This window comes from Nostoc sp. C057 (genome assembly GCF_013393925.1).
GTDB lineage: Bacteria > Cyanobacteriota > Cyanobacteriia > Cyanobacteriales > Nostocaceae > Nostoc > Nostoc muscorum_A.
Window position 1 is genome coordinate 7,076,912 of sequence record NZ_CP040281.1, and the last position, 21,766, is coordinate 7,098,677.

Below are 21,766 nucleotides of genomic sequence, written 5' to 3' on the forward strand. Positions count from 1 at the left end.
ATCATTTCACCGATTTTTGCAATTATCTATGTCATTTTGGAATCTCCCTTAGTTTTTATTAGTAAATAAGATGCGTTTGCCCTGTACAAGGGATTGTGGCGCAAATAGATAAAAAGCTGGAAGCATTACGCTTTTGTAGTATACTTAATACAATTAGATCACAAGTACTAATTGTGTCATTTTTCAAAAACAAGTATAAATAATTACTAATATTCCCCGAATTTGTTACTTAATATGCAAACTCAAATATCCCACTATTATTTGATAGTCGATCTGGAGGCTACGTGCTGTGACAAGAAGACTATTCCTCGTCACGAAATGGAAATCATTGAAATCGGTGCGGTGATGCTCAATCGAGCAACATGGGAAATTGATTCTGAGTTTCAGCAATTCATCCAACCTGTGAGACATCCACAACTGACAGATTTTTGTACCGAACTGACTAGTATTCGGCAGCAAGATGTTGATGAAGCACCAAAATTCATTGAGGCAATTTCTCGATTTAAAGAATGGATTTATTCATTTCCCAATCATATTTTTTGTTCTTGGGGTAATTATGACAAAAAGCAATTTATTCAAGATTGCGCGTTTCATAATTTCCCTTATCCTTTTACTTCAGAACACATAAATATCAAAGAGGAATTTTCAGAATATCTTGGCGTATCTAAAAAATTTGGTATGGCACAAGCTCTCAATGAGCTAGGGATAGAATTGAAAGGTACACATCATCGCGGCATTGATGATGCTCACAATATTGCATCTATCTACAGACAGATTAAAGGCATCAAAATAAACTGAATAATAGAAAATTCGTAACATACCATCTTAAAGTGTTGCGGTAGATTACGAAGATTGTTACTACAAAATTATATCTAGTCAAAAGGATTTTTGGAGGAACCTTTTTTGCTATTGGGTGAGTATTCAGAACAATTCATGGCTTCTCCGGTAAGAACAACAGAAGGATTGACTGCACATTTTAGATAATGATTATTTGAATAAAATCGACACTTTTTACAGGGAAGTTTGTGTAACCCGTTAATAGATATAACCATTTTTTCATCTAAAAATGCCCGGATTTTTTGCAATATTAGAAAAAAAACTACCCAACCAATTAGAAAGCCAACAGGAGATAAGGATATCGCTAGATCGGGGATGCTTAATTCATGCGTTTGTGCTTGCTCATTTCTTGCTTCACTCAAGTTTCTTTGATGTAAATTACTATTGGCTACTACAGTTTTTTGCAAAATTAGATCGTGATACATATTATTTACCTTTTCCTATATGTATTTACTAACTTGATTTTTGATAGTCGGCTAACTAGAAATTTAGAACCATAACAAACTTAAAAATTATCCATATTTGTTCATATTAGATATGTAGATATCAAAAATCTTTGAACAATAAGGGTATTTATGGATTAGATTGTTTAATGTGTATTTTAATTAACTAACAACCACTACACAACTGTCAGTAGCACATATTTTAATGTTTACAATGGTTTAATTATAGGTGTAGCAAAATAAGACTTCGCCTATATCTGCCAAGAGTTTTGCTTGTTATTTTAAGTTATATACCCAAGGGAATAAATTAGAGAATGGACTTATAACTGGATATTTCTATGTTAAGATAAATATAAAAATACTCTTAAAATTTTCTAGACATTAAAGCTATATCACTTTCCAGTTATTTTTTTATAAAAATCTTGAATGCAATGATGGTTGTATTAGAAATTTATTTATTAAATAATTTTCGCTGGCAATGGAGATTTTGAGTTGTGTTAAATAGCCCTATACACTTGTAGTAATTAATTCTATTATTTTGATAATTTTTTGCTCTAATTACCTGATAAAGTAGTATATGTATCTGGGTTAAGTGGGCTATTAAAGAATAGCCTCTCATCAGATTGCAAGCCAATAATATTGATTTTGAGGCTACAATTTATGATAAGATTTTTGCGAAAAAAAATAGTTTTTTTCTTCACAACAATTGTGCTGGCAATTCTGCTAATTTCTCATCAACCAGTACTAATAGCTGAGGCACAATCTTCTACACCAACACCAACGCCTGCTAGGTCATTTCCCCCTGTAGCTTATCCTAATAGGTCACTAAGCGCTTTTCCTGCACAGCTACCACCATTGCCTTATGGTTATGGGGCATTAGGAAAAGCTATTGATACTGAAACGATGAAATTGCATCATGATGCACACCACGCTAGCTACGTCAAGAACTTAAATGATGCATTAAAGCAGTACCCAGATTTGCAAAAAAGAAGTGTTGAAGCTTTATTAGTGGATTTGAATAGTGTACCTGAAGATATTCGGACAAAAGTACGTAATAACGGTGGTGGTCATCTCAACCACACGATTTTTTGGCAACTGATGAGTCCCGACAGTGGTGGACAACCAACGGGAGCGATCGCTCAAGAAATTAACCAAACTTTTGGCAGTTTTGATGCCTTTAAAAAACAGTTTAACGCAGCAGGTGCCGCTCGCTTTGGTAGTGGTTGGGTTTGGCTAGTACGCAATCCTCAAAATCAACTCCAGATTGTTACTACAGCAAATCAGGATAACCCAATAATGGATGGTTTCTATCCGATTATGGGTAACGATCTATGGGAACATGCTTATTACCTTAAATATCGCAACCGTCGGGCTGAGTATTTGAATAATTGGTGGAATGTTGTGAATTGGCCGCAGATTAACAGGCGATGGCAACTTTCATCACAACAACCTCGTTAGCAATACCATCAAGGATATCAAACCGCTTATAGAAATCTTTATAAAGCTACCTCTAGAGGTAGCTTTATTCATAGCGCTGCTACCCCTATACATTCTTTTTTACAGATGTCTAATTATGAATTACGGATTTTTAAAGACCGATGTTTAGAACGAACTATGTATAGTAGAACGATTAGCAATACAAGCGCTTTGATCATTGATGGCTCCACTACCTTCTTCACTTCCGTAGGGGGTTTAGGAGTAACATTACACGGAATCTCAATGATCTGTGTGTGATCGGAGCCACTACCACTAGGAGTCAGATCGCATTCGCCTTTGCTGGTGAGAGACAAAGGTGTAGGTGGAGGTGTAAGTGTAGGTATAGGTGTATTTTCTGGAGGAATAGATGTTTCGCCTGAAGAAGTATCGCCCATTAATAGAATCATCGCTATAACAAGAGCTCCAATTCCTAGTGGCCAGAGTGGAAAGGAATCAGGGCTGTCTGCTACGAAGACTTCTCCCTCAGAGCCAGGGATATCAAAGGCTATTGTTTCTCCATCCAACGGTACTGGACTGTCACTAACCAACATATCTCCTGGGATATCTTCTCCCAAAAGCTGATTAAATTCTTCTGGAATCGCGTTGTTGGGTCGTCCGAGTTCCCCACCATCTTCGGAGTATGGGTAGGATAGTAGCTCAAAAACCCTCTTTTCGAGTTGGTTTGGATCTCCAGAATTCAACGCATCTAAGCCTGTAGAGATTTTATTTATATAAAAATTCGTCATCTCTGGCGACAGACCTAAAGATTGAATTTGCTCCTTAATGTTGGAAATTTTTGAGGCTTCTTCAAACAGCAGTCGTCCGTATGAGAATTTCAAGTCTAGTAGTCCATCACGGAGGCTGACCGAGTTATTGCCTCCTGAGTATGGAGACCAGTAGAACTGGTTTGTTACCAGTCCGAGTCCTTCTACTGGATTGCGACCAAAATGTTGTCCAAGAAGGTATTGAGAGCTATCCATGATTGCGGGGGATTCGTTTCTCCAAAAAGAGGCGAAAGGTACCGCAGAGAGATTGGGATTGTTACCGTAAAAACTAGCGAAATTCTGGAAATTTTTCTCCCCACCGGCTGCTCGGATCAGGAGGTTTTGATAAGTACTCCCACCATTTAATTCCACTAATCGTTGGATTACCGATCCAGTTTTATTGCAGGTCAGACCAAATCCCACCTCACATCCAGGAATGACTCGCATCTGGTTCAAATTCTGGTTATTGATTTGGTACTGGAGATACTCAGGCTCCAATCCTTGTTGGATACCATAGCGTCCAATATTGAGTTGTCCAAAAGCAGACTGACACGTAGTGAGTCCTACTGCAAGAGATGAGAATGCGATCGTTGCAAAACGAACCGCTTTCGATATTGCAATTCTTTGAAAAATTGATTTAGGCAAGATGCACCTCCAGTAAACACAGCAATTTAATTGGGTTGAGAATTCGGTATTGGTTCTTCTCCCCAATCTCCAGTCCCCAACCCTAAGTCACGAATCCCCACACCCGAATTCAACTCTTAGGTAAATAAATGTTGATCGTGATTCCGGTACCTTTGAGATTTCCTGATGAGAGTGTGTGATATAAGACCATTCCCCGATTTGGTTGATCGAAAAGAAACGCACGACGTGTAGGTTTGATCTTCCCTTGCTTTACTAAGGAAACGAAGGCTTCTAAATATCTACGTATACCTTTGCGGTTCTCTTGAGTCGTATTCAAATGATGCTCGATCAGCATCATAAAGAAGTTCAAGCTACGATTTTCTTGCCCCTCAATCAGACTGCCCTCATCTAGAAAGGAACTTGCTATGAGCCTGTTATCAACTCGTTTAACCTTAAACAGAGTAAAGTAACGCCCTTCTTTTTTCGGATCGTTCGCATAACAGACCCAAGAACCCTCTTTATTTTGGGTAAAACCTTGTTCAGCAAGGTAAGAAAGCAAAGAATTATTGCCCTTAGTCTGTGGTGGAGGTAATAAATCTTCAATGGGATCTAAAGAGCAAATCCTCTGTGTTGTTTTCCGTTGAGACACAGCAGCAGCCTCCTGGATACGGAGGCGCAGGGGCTTGTCAGCAGACATTGCCATGCTAGACATTGCAGCCAATACAGACGCTTGGAGAGCGATCGCTCCAATCAAACGAACAATGATATTCATGTTTTACCTGTTACTTTTACTTACGTTGTCAATAATCAAGTCGTTACTAAATCAGGATTGATTTAGCAGTCCTAAACCATTTGTTAAATTTAAGTGTTTGCTTCATTTGATCGAGGTCGCTTAAGTTTTCACCAGTCAAATAGGAATTTTATATATAGGTAACTAAACACAAAGATAATCAGTATCTAAAGAAAAGACACAATCTTAATGTTTTCTTGGCAACAAAAAATTTGCTTTCTGTTACTTTTACGTATACAAAAAACCCTTGACATTGCGTCAACACTTTTATATTTACTGTTGTCTAAATTTTTGCCGATGCTAAGAGGTTTTTATGCCTTCTTCACTGGCTATCATGATTCCTAAAAAAGGGCTTTTTTAGCTCTTTAGTATCTTATATAAGCAGAGTTTCAAAAGCTCTGTGCTTTGCACATTGATGCTTTTGGTGATTTCCTTGCTGGGTTGAATAACTTTTTGTTTTTTGGAGGTAGCACGCCTGACTAGCTGTTTCAGCATGGTCGTAAGTTGATGTATAAATAATATCTCCTGACAGTAAAATAATATTACCATGAGCTTGAGACATGCAACTGTATTGTGGACAGTTATCAAAGTTGTACACAGTGAATCGTAACTACCTCTCTATGAAATTTCATCGCAAATAGCTGAGAGTCAAAGTCCATTTACTTATATATCGTTAGTATTTTTAAAATATAGTACTGTTGTTCTTAGACTATTCAATTTTTTGTCTTAAATATAACTTGTATTTAAAAGGCATACGTATATCAAGATATTCTTATTGCTGGATAAGCTTGATTATCTGAACTTTAAGCTAGAAGCGATCGCATCATATCCTGACTTTTCACGGCATCTGGAAAACCTCTCTCCTCTTAGGAGAGAGACTTTGAATTTTCCCCCTTCCCAATACATCAAGAGGAGAAAAAAAGCGTATCTTTGACTACAATTAAGATATTAACTTGGTATTTTTATAAGCCTTGACAGTATGAATGTGGAATTTTTTAACAGGATTCCTTTTATGCCTTTAGTATTACTATGGCTAGCTTACACTCTCCTGGGATGGTATCTTGCTGCTAATCATATTGTTTGGTTAGTAGGAGCTTTTGTGGCTGCTATGGTTATAGTTATTGTGCGAAAGAGTACTTCTTGGTTAGAGCGTTTAGTTGAATTTGGATCTCAAACTTTAGCTGTCATATTATTTTTAAGTATATCAATTGCTTTTGTAGCAACTTGGTCACTATTATTAAGGCTTTTTCTCATACCTTTAGCAACTACTATTTTAGCTGATTTGGAAATGCGCTTTTCTGGCTTTAACAAGCTAGATTCTTTCTGGATTTTAACAGTTATAGCAGTATTAGGTTTGGTTATAGGTGAATTAATCGATATTCTACTTTTTCCCAGTAGTAGATACTAAAAAATTAAGAGTAAAAAAATATTTTTATGATTTATTTCTCGCTAATCCCTACTAATCTCAAATTTTAGGTGATTACTAGATCATCTACCTGCTTATCGAAGCAAGGCATGATTAACCACTATTAGTCAATCATTCTCTAGATTAATTTGACATTCTCCCCACCTTGCTATGAAAAGCAAAATTGAAGCGATCGCTGTAGGTATATTGATCTGAATGTGGCGAGATGGATATTACCGCTTGAAGACATATCACTGATGATTGTCATTTTTGAGTCACATTTGTTTTTAACCATAGAGATATAGGTAAAACAGTGCAAAAAAAGATGAAACAAAGCGGAGAGTTCCCACTCAACACTAGTAAGGAAGTGACGTGAGTAGACGTAAAGACTACAGTTTGCTTCAGCAGACAGCAACAACTGAAGTAGCAACACCCAAGCCATCGTTGACATTACCAGATGCAGTGGCTCTGATTGTCGGTATTGTCATCGGGGCAGGGATTTTTGAAACCCCGGCTTTAGTGGCAAATCAAGCAGGTAGTAATATTGCTGTACTGCTTTTTTGGCTAATTGGCGGTGTGGTATCTCTGGTAGGAGCGCTGTGCTATGCAGAGTTGGCAACTGTCTATCCCGATGTTGGTGGTACTTACTATTATTTGAAACGTGCATTCGGGCGGGGAGTTGCCTTTTTATTTGCCTGGGCGCGGATGACAGTAATTCAAACTGGTTCCATTGCTCTGTTGGCATTTGTTTTTGGCGATTATGTTTCTCAGATATGGCGGCTAGGAACGTTTTCGTCTTCTATTTATGCAGCCATCGCGATCGCACTTTTAACTGCTTTGAACATCATCGGTTTGCAGCAGGGGAAGTGGACGCAAAACTTGCTAAGTGCAGCAAAAGTTCTGGGTTTGTTGCTGGTAGTGATTCTTGGGCTTACCGCCATTCCTAATTCTGTTCCCCCTGTAGAATCTGCATCATCAGGAACCTGGGGATTAGCGATGGTGTTTGTGTTGTTGTCTTACGGCGGTTGGAATGAAGCGGCTTACATCTCGGCAGAAATTCAAGATGGACGACGTAACATTGTGCGATCGCTAATGTGGAGTATTGGGATCATCACAGCCATTTATTTGCTAATCAATCTGGCTTACCTACGGGGACTAGGATTAGCAAACATGGCCCAGTCGGAAGCAGTAGCCGCAGATTTAATGCGCTCTCTTTGGGGCGCACCGGGAGCCTTGTTTATTAGTGTATTGATTGCGATCGCTACTTTAGGAGCAACCAACGCCACAATCTTTACCGGAGCGCGTACCAACTACGCACTGGGACAGGATTTTTCGCTATTTGCTTTTATGGGACACTGGAAACAGCGTCCAAGTAGTCCCACCTATGCCTTATTCTTGCAAGCAGCGATCGCTTTAGCACTGGTTCTTTTAGGCACGCTCACCCGCAAAGGTTTTCAAACAATGGTGGATTATACCGCCCCAATATTTTGGTTCTTTTTCTTGCTTTCTGGCATATCTCTGCTGGTGTTGCGAATCCGTGAACCCCACATAGCACGACCATTCCGTGTGCCATTTTATCCTTTTACACCATTGCTCTTTTGTGCCGTCTGCGGTTACTTGCTTTATTCCAGCTTGGTTTATACAGGCGTGGGAGCAATTGCAGGTGTTTTAGTTGTCGCAGCAGGTATCCCCCTGTTGTTCTGGAATAACTATCGCCAAGGTAGGACTTAATACAATTTTGGATTTTGGGTCGCACTTTGGTGTGCTTCCAGCGCAACTTGGATTTTCGATTTTGCAACCTAAATCTGATGTGAGTTGTTTTACTAACTACAACTACTGAATCAAGGAAAAAACTTATGAACTTCAAAAAAATTCTGGTTTTACTGGTTACAGGCGTTAGTATCAGCAGTTTGGGAATTGCTGGGTGTACGCCAACACAGCAAGATTTGGAAGCTGGGATACAACCTTCTACTTTAACGGGTCAGACCGAAACTGAAACACCATCTGCAACAACTCCTACAACTCAACCACAAGAACGCCCCGGCGATGTTCCTTATGTACCTACACCACAACCAGTAGTAGATGCAATGTTGCAAGTGGCAAAAGTGGGTAAGAATGATGTGCTTTATGACCTTGGTAGTGGTGACGGAAGAATTGTCAACACTGCGGCACAAAAGTTTGGTACGCGTGGTGTTGGCATAGATATCAATCCTGAACGCATTAAAGAAGCTAATGATAATGCTCAGAAAGCAGGAGTAACCGATCGCGTCAAGTTTGTGCAACAAGACTTGTTCACCACTGATTTTAGTGAAGCAACAGTAGTTACACTTTACTTACTGCCAGAGGTTAATGCTAAACTCCGTCCGAAGCTGTTGAAAGAACTCAAACCTGGTAGTCGCATTGTCTCCCACGCCTTCGATATGGGCGATTGGAAACCACAGCAGACTCTAAATGTAGAGGGAAAAACTATTTATTACTGGGTAGTTCCTGAACAAGTACCAGCGAATTTGCGATAGGAACTAACGAATTCGTAATTCGTGATTAAGAGGCATCAGATTCAAGTTGAGTTTCTATTTCTTGGATCTGTAGCCTAATTTTTAAGAATTGATTTCTTGAAGAAGAATTCAGAATTCAGAAGTCAGAATTCAGGAGTCAGAACCAAGACGCTCGTTCCTTGCTAATAGCGTTGCTATGCCGCAGGGTTTACGCTGCGTTATCCACCAGTCGTACAGAATACCCAACTGAATTCTGGCTCCTGACTCCTGAATTCTGTTTCGATAAATTCAAATTTTTTTAACTTTAAATTACCTCCATTAGGGGTTGACAAAACAATTTTAGATATTTAAAAGAATAATCTAAAATTCAAAATTGTTTGACTAAGTTCAAATTCAAGCAAGGTCAGGAAATATGATAGGGTTAAAGGGAAAGAATGCTTTAATTACAGGTGCAACTTCAGGAATTGGTCAGGCGATCGCTATCAGACTCGCTCAAGAAGGGTGCAACATCGCCATCAATTACCGCAAAAGCCCAGAAGCGGCGGTAGACACAGAAGAAATGGCATTGCAAAAAGCCTGCGGAAATATCGAAAATTGTGGTGTGAAGTCACTACTACTTCAGGGTGATGTCTCCCAAGAATCAGACATTATCGAGATGGTCAACACCGTAGTAAAGGAATTTGGCAGTTTAGATATTCTAATTAACAATGCTGGCATTCAAATAGAAAGTCCATCTCACGAAGTTACGACAGCAGACTTTGACCGAGTAATTGCAGTCAATCTCCGGGGTGCTTATCTCTGCGCCCGTGAAACTATTAAACACCTCCTATCTCTAAATCGTTCGGGGGTGATTATTAATATTTCCAGCGTTCACGAAATTATTCCGCGACCGATGTATATCAGTTATTCCATTAGCAAAGGCGGTATGGAAAACCTGACTAAAACCTTAGCTTTGGAATATGCCAACCGAGGTATTCGTGTCAATGCTATTGCCCCCGGAGCAACAATCACACCAATAAATCAAGACTGGATAGATAACCCTGAAAAAAAGGCGATTGTGGAAAGTCACATCCCAATGGGACGTGCCGGCTCTTCAGAGGAGATGGCAGCCGCAGCAGCTTTTTTAGCTTCGGATGAAGCCGCCTACATCACTGGACAAACGCTATTTGTAGATGGCGGATTGACTCTATATGCTGACTTCCGGGAAACTTGGTCAGCTTGAGGTTAGGCTGGCGCGTGCTTTCCACAATTAAGCCGATACATACCATTAGTGGAATTAAATACCCATGACTAGCGCCATCGATAAGAACAGTCAACTGGAAGCAGAAGCTTGGGAATTATTGGAAGAGTCGATAATTTATTACCAGGGAAAACCCATTGGGACTGTAGCCGCTCACGATCCAGAGGCAGATGCACTCAATTATGACCAGTGCTTTCTCCGCGATTTTGTCCCTTCTGCCTTAGTGTTTCTCATGTATGGGAAACCAGAGATTGTGCGTAACTTCTTAGTAGAAACACTGAAATTACAAAGTCATGAAAAGCAGATAGACTGCTTTGAACCGGGAGCGGGATTAATGCCTGCCAGTTTCAAAGTACATTCTAGGGGGAATGAGGAATTTTTGGTCGCTGATTTTGGTGAATTGGCGATCGCTCGTGTTCCCCCAATTGATTCTTGTATGTGGTGGATTCTCTTGCTACGAGCTTATGAAAAAGCTACAGGCGATTTGTCACTAGCGCGTCAGCCAGATTTTCAAGCCGGAATCAAACTAATTTTGGATCTTTGCTTAGTACATCGGTTTTCCATGTACCCAACAATGTTAGTTCCCGATGGCGCGTTTATGATTGACCGTCGGATGGGAGTCTACGAACATCCTCTAGAAATTCAGGTGTTATTTTATGCGTCCTTGAGGGCTGCTAGTGAATTGCTTTTACCAGATGGAGATGGCGATAGCTACCTTAGCAAAGTCAATAGGCGATTGGGATCTTTGAAATATCATATCCGCAACTATTATTGGCTAGACTTGAAGCGATTGGGGGAAATCTATCGTTACAAAGATAACGAATTTGGTAAAGAAATTGTTAATAAATTCAACATCAATTCAGAATCAATTCCTGGTTGGTTGACCGAGTGGTTGCCAGAAACGGGAGGATATTTAGCGGGAAATCTGGGGCCGGGACGGATTGATTTTCGCTTTTTTGCTCTGGGAAATCTGATGGCAATCTTAACTTCCTTAGCAAGCGAAAAAGAATCTCAAAGCATTATGAATTTATTCGCCCAACGTTGGCAAGACTTGATCGGCTATATGCCTGTTAAAATTTGCTTTCCCGCTTTAGAAGGGTTAGAGTGGAGAATTGTTACAGGATGTGACTCTAAAAACAGGGCTTGGTCTTATCACAACGGTGGCAACTGGCCAGTTTTACTGTGGTTATTTGCGTCGGCGGCGCAGAAAGCAGGTCGAACAGAACTTGCTCAAGCTGCGATCGCTATTGCCGAAAGGCGTTTATTGAAGGATAAATTCCCTGAATACTACGATGGCAACAATGGCCGTTTAATTGGCAAAGAAGCCAGAATTTATCAAACTTGGAGCATTGCTGGATTGCTAGCTGCTAAAAAGTTTGTAGAAAATCCAGAGTATTTGGAATTAATCAGTTTTGCAGAAGGTCTTGAAGTTCCAGGCTGTAGCCTGTAGGTATTTACCCGAATTTCTCACGTATTGTGTGGTTCGGGTGGGAGGTGTGGGAGGCAATGCAGCGTTCATTGATGTGCAGTTATTCAATTCCTCCTCTTTCTCCCCGCACTCCCCACACCCCCCACACTCACGCTCATTTCTCACAAGTGAGAAATCCAGGTTTAGCGGTGTCATTATCAGGGTGTCTCTACTAACTATTTTCCCAGTCCCCAGTCCCCAGTCCCCCCTAAACCTCTTATCTAAATCATGAGAACGGATAAGTAACCTCAAATTCTCAAAGACTCGATAACTGATACACTATATTGTAAGAGGTATCTGAAGTGTCATACTTAGTAATATCATCAGATAGTCTTTGCATCCTTAACACGTTTTAACGTGTATAACACATGAAAACTACTTCAGATTTAATTTCAGAATTTGAACAACTATTCAGACAAAAATTACAACTAAATAATTGTAAACTCAGAAAAAAAAGACAAGAGAATAATTATGAAATTATTACTCCAGCTAAAGACATTTTTTTGATGTATTGGTCTGAATTCCCAGAAGTAAGCTTAATATACCAGGCTGTAGGTGTACGCACTCAGCAAACTAGTGTTTATGAACGTGCTATCCGCTTGCACATTAGTTCTTGTTTGAGTAGTATTCAAGAAAATCCTACCTCTGAAACACCATTATTGGTGAAATAACTAATACTTAGATAATCCACATAATATTTACTAAACTCTCGCCAGTTTTTATAATATAACTGACGAGGGTTTTTCACCCAAAATCTGTTGATCGTAGAGATAAAAATGCAATCTGAAAAAAATCAAGATCCAGATCAGCTAGATTATAAAACCTTGTTAGCCAATGCAAAGCAAGCCTTAAAACTTGAATATCATAAATCAGCCGCATTAGCGTCCCAACTGCAAACCATAAAAACTCAGTTAGAGCAAATTCAGGCTGAAAACAAAATTCTCAGGGAAAGTGCTTATGAAGATGTAGTTAAGCACTTTGAGGCGCGGACTCAAGCAGCAGAAGCACTCGCATTAAAAACAGAAGTACACCGAAGATTCCTTGAAGCCAATGGTTGCAAGGATGATGAGAGCTTTGATACTCTATGGGATAGCATTAAAAATAAGATTCAGATCCAAGACGGCGAAGTGAGAATCGTTGCTCCAAATGGTACTCCCAAATTCACCTTAACGGGCAGCATGATGAATTTGAGGGATTTTATTGAATCCCTCAAAAAAGACCCAATCTCTGAAAAATTTTTCTTGAGCTAGAGAGCCAAATTAATCAAAGGCGATCGCTATAAGTAGACTAAAAATTGTAGCAGAAAGCTATTCATCTTCGTCTCCTGGCGGTCTTTCGCTCTCGCTTTGTTGGGCATCCCACTCCAAAATAATCCGTTCTAACATTTCAGACTGCGTACAGTTATTAACATCCGCATACATTTTAATCAACTGCCTCACTTCAGGACTAATGTGGCGGATTTCTAGTTGGTTATTTTGTAGCATGTCCATTAACTTTTAGTGTCTATTACATTATGTTGAACCATTAAACTATGTCTGTTGCAATAAATTTTGTTAATGGCGATCGCTGTCTATCCCCTGCTATGTAATTATTTTTACTTTATAAATAACCTCTTAACCAGGAGGGGCTGCTTCTTCAAAGGGACGAATAATTGCAGGGGCTGGTGTAACTTCTGGTTTAAAAATTCCCTGTAAGGCTTGTTCTAAGGTTTGGGCCATGACAATCCGGTTTTCGTAAGCCACAACTACCCGCACCAGAGTTGGTAGACTATTCTGTGTGGCTTCTAGATAGATTGGCTCAACATAAAGCAGCGATTGCTCAATGGGAATTACTAATAGATTGCCTTGAATGGCTTTCGATCCTTGGCGATTCCACAGGGAAATTTGCTGAGAAATTACCGGGTCTTGGTTGATCCGCGCCTCGATTTGCTCTGTACCGTAGACCAGCCTTTCTTTTGGAAAAGTATATAACAATAACTTACCGTAATTAACACCATCCGATCGCGCCGCTAACCAAGCGATTAAATTAGTCCGTTGCCTAGGAGTATAGGGTAGAAACAGAATAAACTCTTCTGTACGAGAGGTTGCGCCAACAACAGGTGCAGTGGGTAGACTAGTAATCAAATAGTATGGCTCTACCGGACGAGTTTCACTGCCATAGATTTCATTAGGAATCTGCCACTGGTCTTCCCGATTGTAAAATACCTGGGGATCGGTCATGTGATAGGTCATCAACCGCTCAGATTGAATTTTGAAAAAATCCACCGGATAGCGGGTATGACTGCGGAGATTAACAGGCATTGTACTGAGCGGTTTAAACATTTGGGGAAATATCCCCGACCAAGTGGCAATGATTGGATCGCTTGGATCGGCAATATAAAAATTGACAGTACCGTTGTAGGCATCAATTACTACTTTGATAGAATTGCGAATGTAGTTGATCCCATCGCTACCAGTATCTGAGTAAGGATAGTGATCGCTCGTCGTGTAGGCATCAATAATCCAGTAAAGATAACTGGGATTACTGGGGAAATCTTCATTAGCAGCAGCAGCTACTAAATAGGGATCGCTGTCAAATTTCAAAAAAGGTGCGATCGCTTGAATTCTTTGCTTGACATTTCGCCGCAGTAGCAATTTTGTCTCTGGTAAAAAGTCCTGCGTCAGCACCATCTGCCAATCTTTCAAATGCATGGCAAATAACCACCGTCGCCATGCTGAACCGATTTCAATCCCACCTAGACCCTCGTAAGAGTTGTAAACATTATCACTACCACTAGGGTAATCTAACTCTCTAACTCTTGTGCCAGTCATTACATAAGTATTGTCTATTTCACCATAATAGATTCGGGGTTGCCCAATGGGAATACTTTCCCGAATGGCTGGACTGGAAGTTGTGAGGGCGCTACTATTACCACTAATATCTTTGACAAAATATTCTGGTAGACCACCCGGCCCAACTGTATTAACTGGGCTAACAGTAAACCCGAAACCGTGGGTATAAATTAAATGACGGTTAACCCATGTTTGAGCTTCCTGTGGTACGCCAGTGTAGTCTAATTCTCGTGCGGCAATCAGTACCTGCCGCCGTTCTGTTGCTTCATCCGCTTCCTGCTTAGGTTCTGGTGGGTTTTGCGGCGCTGATGGTCGCCGTGAAGTTACATCTGTTTTTAGAGTATACCGATCAATATCGGCATCGGGGAACCGATAATATGGCCGAATTTGTTGCAGCTGACGGTTAGTTTGTAACAGAGGTCGCTGATCCCAAAGGCGGATATTCCGAATTGTCAAGTCATTCTTTTGAATATCAGCTTCAGTCAGTGTTCCTTGAGGGTTGAAGCCTCTAGAATCGATCGCTTCTAAATCGAATGCTTGACGAGTCAAGGCGATAGTCCGCTGAATGTAGGGTTGCTCTCGCTGCAACTCATTAGGTTGGACAATTAAATATTGGACTATCGTTGGTAAAACAACGTCAGCCGCTACGACTAATATTAAATAAATCCCCAACCCGTAAAATACCAAGGAACGATACCGAGATTTGGGTTTCCAGAAAAGCGTTCGCCAAAGTAGATAAAATGCGATCGCTACAGCCACAACACATAAAAAGGTATAAGCTGGCAACTGGGCTGTCACATCTGTATAGCTAGCACCATAACTTACACCACGGGTAGAATACACAAGTTCATAGCGACTTTGCCAATAACTCAGAGCCACTACCAGCATTAATAAACCACCCATACCGAATAAATGACGCTGCTGCTGGGGCGAAAAACCAGGAAAAATCCCCTGACTTAAACTATCCGCCGACAAAAGATAAGTAAGGGTAACGGCGACGAAACCATACAAACATAATCCCATCAGCCACAGTTCTAGCAGTTCCCAAAGGGGTAAAGAAAATATGTAAAAGCTGATATCTCGACCAAATAAAGGGTCAGTGCTGTTGAAAGGGGTGGGGTGGAAATATTGCAGCACCTTTGGCCAGTGTTGGAATAGGATGAATGCAAAAATGGGGCTGAGTATAAGCGCGATCGCAGTTAATAAAAATTGGGGATAGATTAAGATTGCGATCGCTACTCCCCCCATTAAACCGAGATACCAAACTTGAGATAAAATCTGCCTCAAGAGTTGCCAGATTGTCTCTGGCCGAAATAGGGCGGGAATGGGTAGACTAGCTTGATTAACTGGAGAATTCCAGTAAGAAAAAGCAATTTGACCATAGTGAACCAACATCACCCCGATCAACAAGCTTAATATCAGGGTTAGGGGTAATAACCCGCGCAATCTCAATTTTTTAAAGCGTTGCGGTGTAAGTATCCGGGTTTCGTCGCGTCTTGAATAATGAGGGCTGAGAAAATTGGTTAATTCACTTGTGAGTTTTGCTTCTTCACGCCTAACTTCCTCAATCTTCAGAGACTGGGAATATTTGAGCCGTTGTGCTAAACCCAGATTTAGCAGTAGATAGACAGCAGTTATCCCAGCGACTGCTACCCACAAAACACCACGAGTCATCACCCTCAACAAAAATACTTGCAGGTAGCCGACTTCCTGAAACCAAAAAATCTCTGCCCCGACGCGGGAACCGAGATCCAACAGTAACCCCAGCCCCAAGAATAAAATTAATAGTCTAAAGCCCCATTTCCAGATCATTCCTTGGCAGCCAAACTATCTGCAAAGCCAACCTTACCGCATCAACGAAGGTATTTGATGCTTTCCCAAAAATTATTACTACTTTCCACGATAGCTGAATTCAGCGACACCTTAAAATTTATATCAGAAAGTCAAAGTTTAGTTTACGCACTTTACAAAAGAATCATGTTGTGTATAAGGAAGTGGGCGTAAATAATTGTCGTTGGGATAAGGCAATAGGCAATAAGTATAAGGCTTTTAGCCTAGTTCATTTTTTTAAAACCCCTCTCCAAACCTCTCCCCGAAAGGTCGATAGGCTTTGATTATTGCTCCCCTTCCTTGTAGGGAAGGGGTTGGGGGTTAGGTCTGAGAGAAAGTTGCACACGGCATATTTTTTGATAGGAAATACACTCAGGCGCTAGAGGTAATTCATGTAGATGCAAAGGGGTGAGCCATTTAGGTGAACGGGTTCTTTGGCATCAAGGAACTGACATTAGCATACCCCTGCGCGTAGGGCTTACCGATTGCCCTGACGACAAATATGATTTTAAAAATCATCCATATTTGGTATTTCCTATCAATGCGTAAGTATTATATTATTGTTTATTTTATGCAAATAAATTCTTCAAAAGGTATCGCTTAAGCACAACTTTTTTCAAATTATTTAAATTCTTCAATACCTGATGAGGTAAGGAAATTGGGGATATGTATAGGTTCTTAGTGAGATTAACTAAGAACAGAGATAATACTGCATGACTTAAGATGAATATATACTCCCATTCAAATGGATTCCCAGTATGCTCTGTTGCGTGAATCCCGATTGCCAAAAACCCCTAAATCCTGATAAAAACAACTATTGCCATAGTTGTAGAGCAGAATTAATACCCCTGCTGGGAGGTCGCTATCGTCCCACTCAGGTGTTATCAGATGAGGGCGGATTTGGTAGAACCTATTTGGCAGAAGATGTACACAAGCTGAATGAATGCTGTGTTGTTAAGCAATTTGCCCCAAAACTTCAGGGAACTGGGCCACTAACAAAGGCAATTGAACTATTTAAACAAGAAGCAAGCCGGCTCCAAGAACTCGCCGAACATCCACAAATTCCAACTTTATTGGCTTATTTTGAGCAAAATGGCTATCTGTTTTTAGTACAGCAATTTATCGATGGGCAAAACTTGCTTAAGGAATGGGAAAGGCGCGGAAACTATAATGAAACAGAGATTCGCGAACTTTTGCTAGATTTACTGCCCGTACTGAAGTTTATCCATCTTCGGGGAGTGATTCATCGGGATATCAAACCACAAAATATTATTCGTCGTCAAAGTGACGGGCGATTAGTGCTAATTGATTTTGGAGCCTCTAAGCAGCTGACAGCAACAGTACAGACTAAAATGGGTACTGTTATTGGCTCACACGGTTACACTGCACTTGAACAGATGCAAGATGGCAAAGCTTACCCAGCCAGTGATTTATTCAGTTTGGGGGCGACTTGTTTTCATCTACTGACTGGGGTTCGCCCATCTCAACTGTGGATACAACAAGGCTATAGTTGGGTTGGGTCTTGGCGACAATATGTAATCAGTCCAGGTAGGGATGGGGTTTCTGTGTCTATAGAGTTGGGTGAAGTTTTGGATAAGCTGTTGCAACTAGATATCCAAAAGCGTTACCAATCGGCTGATGAAGTCATCGCTGACTTGACACCTGGGCTATCATCATTTTCATCACTGCCCGTAACTCTACTTACACCAACATTTGCATCTACTCCAGCAAACAAAAGGCCAGTTTCACCAAAACTAAATAACACGTTAAAAAGTCAACTGCTGTTAATTTCTAGCATTTTGGTATTCGGATTGGGGGGAGTTTGGTATTTCCAGACTCGCCCCCATACAATGAGCGAATATTCTCCGTCTAATTCTCCGCCTACTTCTTTGCCTATTTCTTTGCCCTCAAAAAGCGATTTTCTACCCAAAGCCTTCAAAGGGCATTCCAGCGATGTGAATTCTGTAGCTTTTAGTCCTGATGGCACAACTCTTGGTAGTGCCAGTGATGATAAGACAATCAAGCTATGGAATCTGGCCAGTGGAGAGGAAATCCACACTTTAGAAGGACATTCCAATTGGATTTGGACTGTGGCCTTTAGTCCCGATAGTAAAACCCTTGCCAGTGGTAGTGCAGACAAGACAATCAAACTGTGGAATGTGGAGACAGGAAAGTTAGTCCGCACCCTAGAGGGAAATACCGACGGAGTTACTTCTGTAGCTTTCAGTCCTGATGGCAAAACTCTCGCCAGTGGTACTGCTAGTAAGGATATAAAAATCAAACTGTGGAATCTGGAGACAGGAAAGTTAATCCGCACTTTAGATGGACATACTGATGGTGTTCCATCTGTGGCTTTTAGTCCTGATGGCAAAACCCTAGCTAGTGGTAGCTGGGATAAGACAATTAAATTGTGGAATCTCAATACAGGAAAGGAAATCCGCACTTTAAAAGGAAATGCAGAGTCGATTCTTTCAGTCGCTTTTGCACCTGATGGCAAAACCCTTGCTAGTGGCAGTAAAGACAAAACAATTAAATTGTGGAATCTAAATACAGGAAAAGAAATCCGCACTTTAAAGGGACATAAAGATAAGGTTAATTCTGTTGCCTTTTTGCCCAGTGGAACTCAAAATGGCCTTACCCTTGTCAGTGGTAGTAGTGACAAGACAATTAAACTGTGGAATCCTTTAACAGGTAAGGAAATTCGCACTCTAGATACAGGTTCTGGATATATTTATGCGATCGCCATCAGCCCCGATGGAGAAACTATTGCTGGTGGTGGGAGTGGTGAAAATATTCTCAAGATTTGGCAGCCGATTCACTGAAAAATGCAATGATTTGTAGAGCAATTGATAGATAACGCAATACAAGTTTTAGTATAAATATTAATTATGGGTATGCACATTTGCCACATCAAATTCCCACACAAAAATGCCAAGTAAAATCTATAAAATCATCACCCATTTATTTATTAAGCCCACCACTGACCAGAATTACTGTATTTTCTGCCTTTAATATCAACATCTGTCATAGCTGAAGAGGTAATTTTTTCTTCTGTAATCGAGCTAGTTTTAATGCGATCGCTGACTTTATTATTGTCTAATTTAATAGTCTCGGTAATATAACCTATACCAAAATGCTTATTTAATAAATCGCAAATGCAACTTTAAGCTGATTTATATTTGCAGCTAAAGATTGATGCTGGCGTTGTCAAAAATTAATATGCTTTAACTATTAGTTGTAGAAATTCAATTGAGGAATGTGATCGTGAAACGCTTTAATGTCTCTAAAATTATAGGAAGTACTGTTCTAGCTCTAAGTTTGGCTACTTTACCCACAGTTATACCTGCTTCTGCTCAGACAACAGCAGCTCCTGATGGTACTGCTACAAATACTACTACAGACCGTGCTGCTACCGATCGAAATTATCGAGATGGGGATTGGGGTTTGTTGGGCTTGCTCGGTTTATTTGGTTTATTGGGTCGCAAGAACCGCAAAGCTGATGATAATGTAGCTTATCGTGATCCTAATGTGGTAGGTACCCCTGGCTCCCGTTCTAACTATTAATAATAAGTTGCATTCTAATTTTGCATAAGTCTTAAAAATTATTACGGGTAAAGCCTGCTGATGCAGGCTTTGTTTATATGTTTATAAGAAGAATTCAGAACTCAGGAGTCAGAATGGGCTAAACCTTAGCTATCCGCTAACAGAATTGAATTCTGTACGAGTAGATGATAGCTTCGGCGGCAAGCATAGCCTGCGTACCCCTACGGGGAAGCAAACTACGCTTTTAGCGTCTCGTAGAGAGCGTCTGAATATTGGTTAAAACCGTACTTCGTCCCGCTACGCGCTTTCGCCCGTAGTCAAGCGAAAAAAACTAAAATATTCTTGCTTTTAAACTCTATCCCTTTATGGGTAGAGTATTCTGCATTTTTTTAGCGTAGCGGGGCGAAGCCCATTCTGAATTTTGACTCCTGTTTTATATACAGCACTTTGCAACTAAATGAGGTACAGAAGCAAGGATTCAAAAATCAAATTATTCTTCTCCCTCCTGCCTCCTGCCTTCTGCCTCCTGCCTCCTGCCTCCTGCCTCAAAACCAGTGACTTTGTACCTCATGCAAAAGAAAACTGCTGTAAATAGCACATTTTGGTTGGCTGAAATCTCAGCTTACTCATAGCTTTAAGACATAATATTGTCAACGACAGTAATTATGATAATATTTTTTATGTGTTTATAATTTTAGCTGGAAAAAATATCAAAATCTCTGCTTAGACCTCAGATTGTGGGTTTAATCTAGGTTTTCTGTTGTCAAACAACTGTCCCTAACTACAAAGTTATGATTAATATATTTTTCCTGCTCATACTATTCTCTTCACTTTTAGGACGAATTAAATTTCCTGGACTCAATATTGGTATTCATTATTTATTACTTCCTGCATTTAGCCTTGGTGTAATTACTTTATCTGTAAAATCAATCCCCGAAGTTTTAAAAAAGCATAGAATCATTTTGATATCTATGGCTTTAATTTATTGTGGAATGTGGGTATCCTCATTGATTAGCCCATTTCCAAATACCGCTATTGCTTATAGTATAAAATATACTACTTACTTCATAATATTTTTTGCTTTTTTAGTTTTAACTTTTAAACAATCACAAAAACCATTTTTAATATTTTATTATCGTTGTATATTGTATCTCTTACAAATAATTGGGGTCTTTGGTTTTTTAGAAGCTTTATCTCCCGATAGTTGGATTTTTAAATTATTAAAATTTCCAAGTTATTATCCTCAAATTGGTTCAATCATGCAAAATCCTAATCAGTTTGGGGTAATAATATCTGTGGGATTATGTTTAAGCCTGATTTTAGAAAAACAGAAAAATATAGCTAAACTGGAATTATATATAAGCGAATTTATTTTTTTTATTTCCCTAGCTCTGTCTGCTAGTAGAAATTCTTGGTTAGTTTTTATTCTCGGAATGTTTCTTTTATTAATATATAAAATTATTAGTATTAGACAAATGATTGCGATCTTGAGCGTCTGGCTTTTATGTATTATATCCATACCGGTATCTACATATAGAATTGGTTTAGGAAATAGTAAAATATTTCCCTTAATTAATTTATTTTCAACCAATCCCAGCGAAATAGTGCTTCCTAGCCCTGTAGGTACAGCCTTATCAAGGTTCGCGCTTTGGCACGCAGCTATTATTGAAACTATTAAAAGACCGATAATTGGTATAGGTGTAGGAGTTTTTGCAGAACATATAGGAGTAAAAGTTTTTGGAGTGAAAGGTTATCACGCCCATAATATATTTTTAAATGTGTTAGTAGAACAAGGCGTTACTGGATTATTCCTATTTATAAACTTTTTAGTACAAATAACATATAAAGTTAAATATGCTAATCCCGTAATTATCATTCCGATTATTATGTTTTTAGCATCTCAATTGCCAGATGTTTTTGTTGAAGACTATACTTTCACAACTATTGAGTTTTATTTTCTGGCAGTAGCTATCAATTCTCGGAAAGATGTTGTCATGCAATGATAAGCTGAGATTATTTA

Annotated in this window: 17 protein-coding genes; 12 read left to right on the forward strand and 5 right to left on the reverse strand. The window is 39.8% G+C overall.

Annotated features, from left to right (window positions below):
• Window positions 1–234 precede the first annotated feature (234 nt).
• The gene (locus FD724_RS30005; RefSeq protein WP_179075128.1) at window positions 235–798 is read left to right on the forward strand and encodes a 3'-5' exonuclease; all 564 of its coding nucleotides are present in this window, start codon (window positions 235–237) and stop codon (window positions 796–798) included.
• 74 nt (window positions 799–872) lie between these two features.
• Here FD724_RS30005 and FD724_RS30010 read toward each other — a convergent pair whose 3' ends face one another.
• Window positions 873–1,262, reverse strand: coding sequence for a hypothetical protein (locus tag FD724_RS30010; protein WP_179075129.1), 390 nt, complete (start codon window positions 1,260–1,262; stop codon window positions 873–875).
• A gap of 678 nt (window positions 1,263–1,940) precedes the next feature.
• Between FD724_RS30010 and FD724_RS30015 the strand changes: the two genes are divergently transcribed.
• Window positions 1,941–2,738 carry a superoxide dismutase gene (locus FD724_RS30015; protein ID WP_306297076.1) on the forward strand — a complete coding sequence of 266 codons (798 nt, stop codon included), beginning with the start codon at window positions 1,941–1,943 and terminating at the stop codon, window positions 2,736–2,738.
• 113 nt (window positions 2,739–2,851) lie between these two features.
• Here the strand turns inward: FD724_RS30015 and FD724_RS30020 are convergent, their stop codons facing one another.
• Complete coding sequence (locus FD724_RS30020; RefSeq protein WP_256874397.1) at window positions 2,852–4,165, reverse strand: hypothetical protein; 1,314 nt, start codon at window positions 4,163–4,165, stop codon at window positions 2,852–2,854.
• A 109-nt stretch (window positions 4,166–4,274) separates the two neighbouring features.
• The gene (locus FD724_RS30025) at window positions 4,275–4,916 is read right to left on the reverse strand and encodes a hypothetical protein (RefSeq protein WP_179075130.1); all 642 of its coding nucleotides are present in this window, start codon (window positions 4,914–4,916) and stop codon (window positions 4,275–4,277) included.
• Between the two features lie 997 nt (window positions 4,917–5,913).
• On the opposite strand from FD724_RS30025, the gene FD724_RS30030 reads away from it, so the two are divergent.
• From FD724_RS30030 to FD724_RS30060, 7 genes are all read left to right on the forward strand, one after another.
• Entirely contained in the window at window positions 5,914–6,342 is a 429-nt protein-coding gene (locus tag FD724_RS30030; protein WP_179075131.1) for a hypothetical protein, read from the forward strand.
• Between the two features lie 369 nt (window positions 6,343–6,711).
• Window positions 6,712–8,070: an APC family permease gene (locus FD724_RS30035; RefSeq protein WP_179075132.1), complete on the forward strand. Its 1,359-nt coding sequence runs from the start codon at window positions 6,712–6,714 to the stop codon at window positions 8,068–8,070.
• Between the two features lie 125 nt (window positions 8,071–8,195).
• Window positions 8,196–8,855 (forward strand): class I SAM-dependent methyltransferase, encoded by a 660-nt coding sequence (locus FD724_RS30040; RefSeq protein ID WP_179075133.1) that lies wholly within the window; start codon window positions 8,196–8,198, stop codon window positions 8,853–8,855.
• Window positions 8,856–9,246: 391 nt separating this feature from the next.
• A complete protein-coding gene (locus FD724_RS30045) occupies window positions 9,247–10,056 on the forward strand; it encodes a glucose 1-dehydrogenase (RefSeq protein ID WP_114080999.1) in 810 nt (269 codons plus the stop codon).
• 64 nt (window positions 10,057–10,120) lie between these two features.
• On the forward strand, window positions 10,121–11,524 hold the full coding sequence (locus FD724_RS30050) for a glycoside hydrolase 100 family protein (protein ID WP_179075134.1): 1,404 nt from the start codon (window positions 10,121–10,123) through the stop codon (window positions 11,522–11,524).
• 386 nt (window positions 11,525–11,910) lie between these two features.
• Window positions 11,911–12,213: a hypothetical protein gene (locus FD724_RS30055; protein ID WP_012408314.1), complete on the forward strand. Its 303-nt coding sequence runs from the start codon at window positions 11,911–11,913 to the stop codon at window positions 12,211–12,213.
• A 105-nt stretch (window positions 12,214–12,318) separates the two neighbouring features.
• Entirely contained in the window at window positions 12,319–12,792 is a 474-nt protein-coding gene (locus tag FD724_RS30060; RefSeq protein ID WP_179075135.1) for a hypothetical protein, read from the forward strand.
• Window positions 12,793–12,849: 57 nt separating this feature from the next.
• Here FD724_RS30060 and FD724_RS30065 read toward each other — a convergent pair whose 3' ends face one another.
• Together FD724_RS30065 and FD724_RS30070 are read right to left on the reverse strand one after the other, a co-directional pair.
• Window positions 12,850–13,032: a hypothetical protein gene (locus FD724_RS30065; RefSeq protein ID WP_118166523.1), complete on the reverse strand. Its 183-nt coding sequence runs from the start codon at window positions 13,030–13,032 to the stop codon at window positions 12,850–12,852.
• A 123-nt stretch (window positions 13,033–13,155) separates the two neighbouring features.
• Window positions 13,156–16,185, reverse strand: a complete 3,030-nt coding sequence (locus FD724_RS30070; RefSeq protein ID WP_179075136.1) for a UPF0182 family protein — start codon at window positions 16,183–16,185, stop codon at window positions 13,156–13,158.
• Window positions 16,186–16,961: 776 nt separating this feature from the next.
• On the opposite strand from FD724_RS30070, the gene FD724_RS30075 reads away from it, so the two are divergent.
• From FD724_RS30075 to FD724_RS30085, 3 genes are all read left to right on the forward strand, one after another.
• Window positions 16,962–19,025 (forward strand): serine/threonine-protein kinase, encoded by a 2,064-nt coding sequence (locus tag FD724_RS30075; protein ID WP_179075137.1) that lies wholly within the window; start codon window positions 16,962–16,964, stop codon window positions 19,023–19,025.
• A 442-nt stretch (window positions 19,026–19,467) separates the two neighbouring features.
• Window positions 19,468–19,767, forward strand: a complete 300-nt coding sequence (locus tag FD724_RS30080) for a WGxxGxxG family protein (RefSeq protein WP_179075138.1) — start codon at window positions 19,468–19,470, stop codon at window positions 19,765–19,767.
• 770 nt (window positions 19,768–20,537) lie between these two features.
• Window positions 20,538–21,749: an O-antigen ligase gene (locus tag FD724_RS30085; RefSeq protein ID WP_179075139.1), complete on the forward strand. Its 1,212-nt coding sequence runs from the start codon at window positions 20,538–20,540 to the stop codon at window positions 21,747–21,749.
• Window positions 21,750–21,766 lie beyond the last annotated feature (17 nt).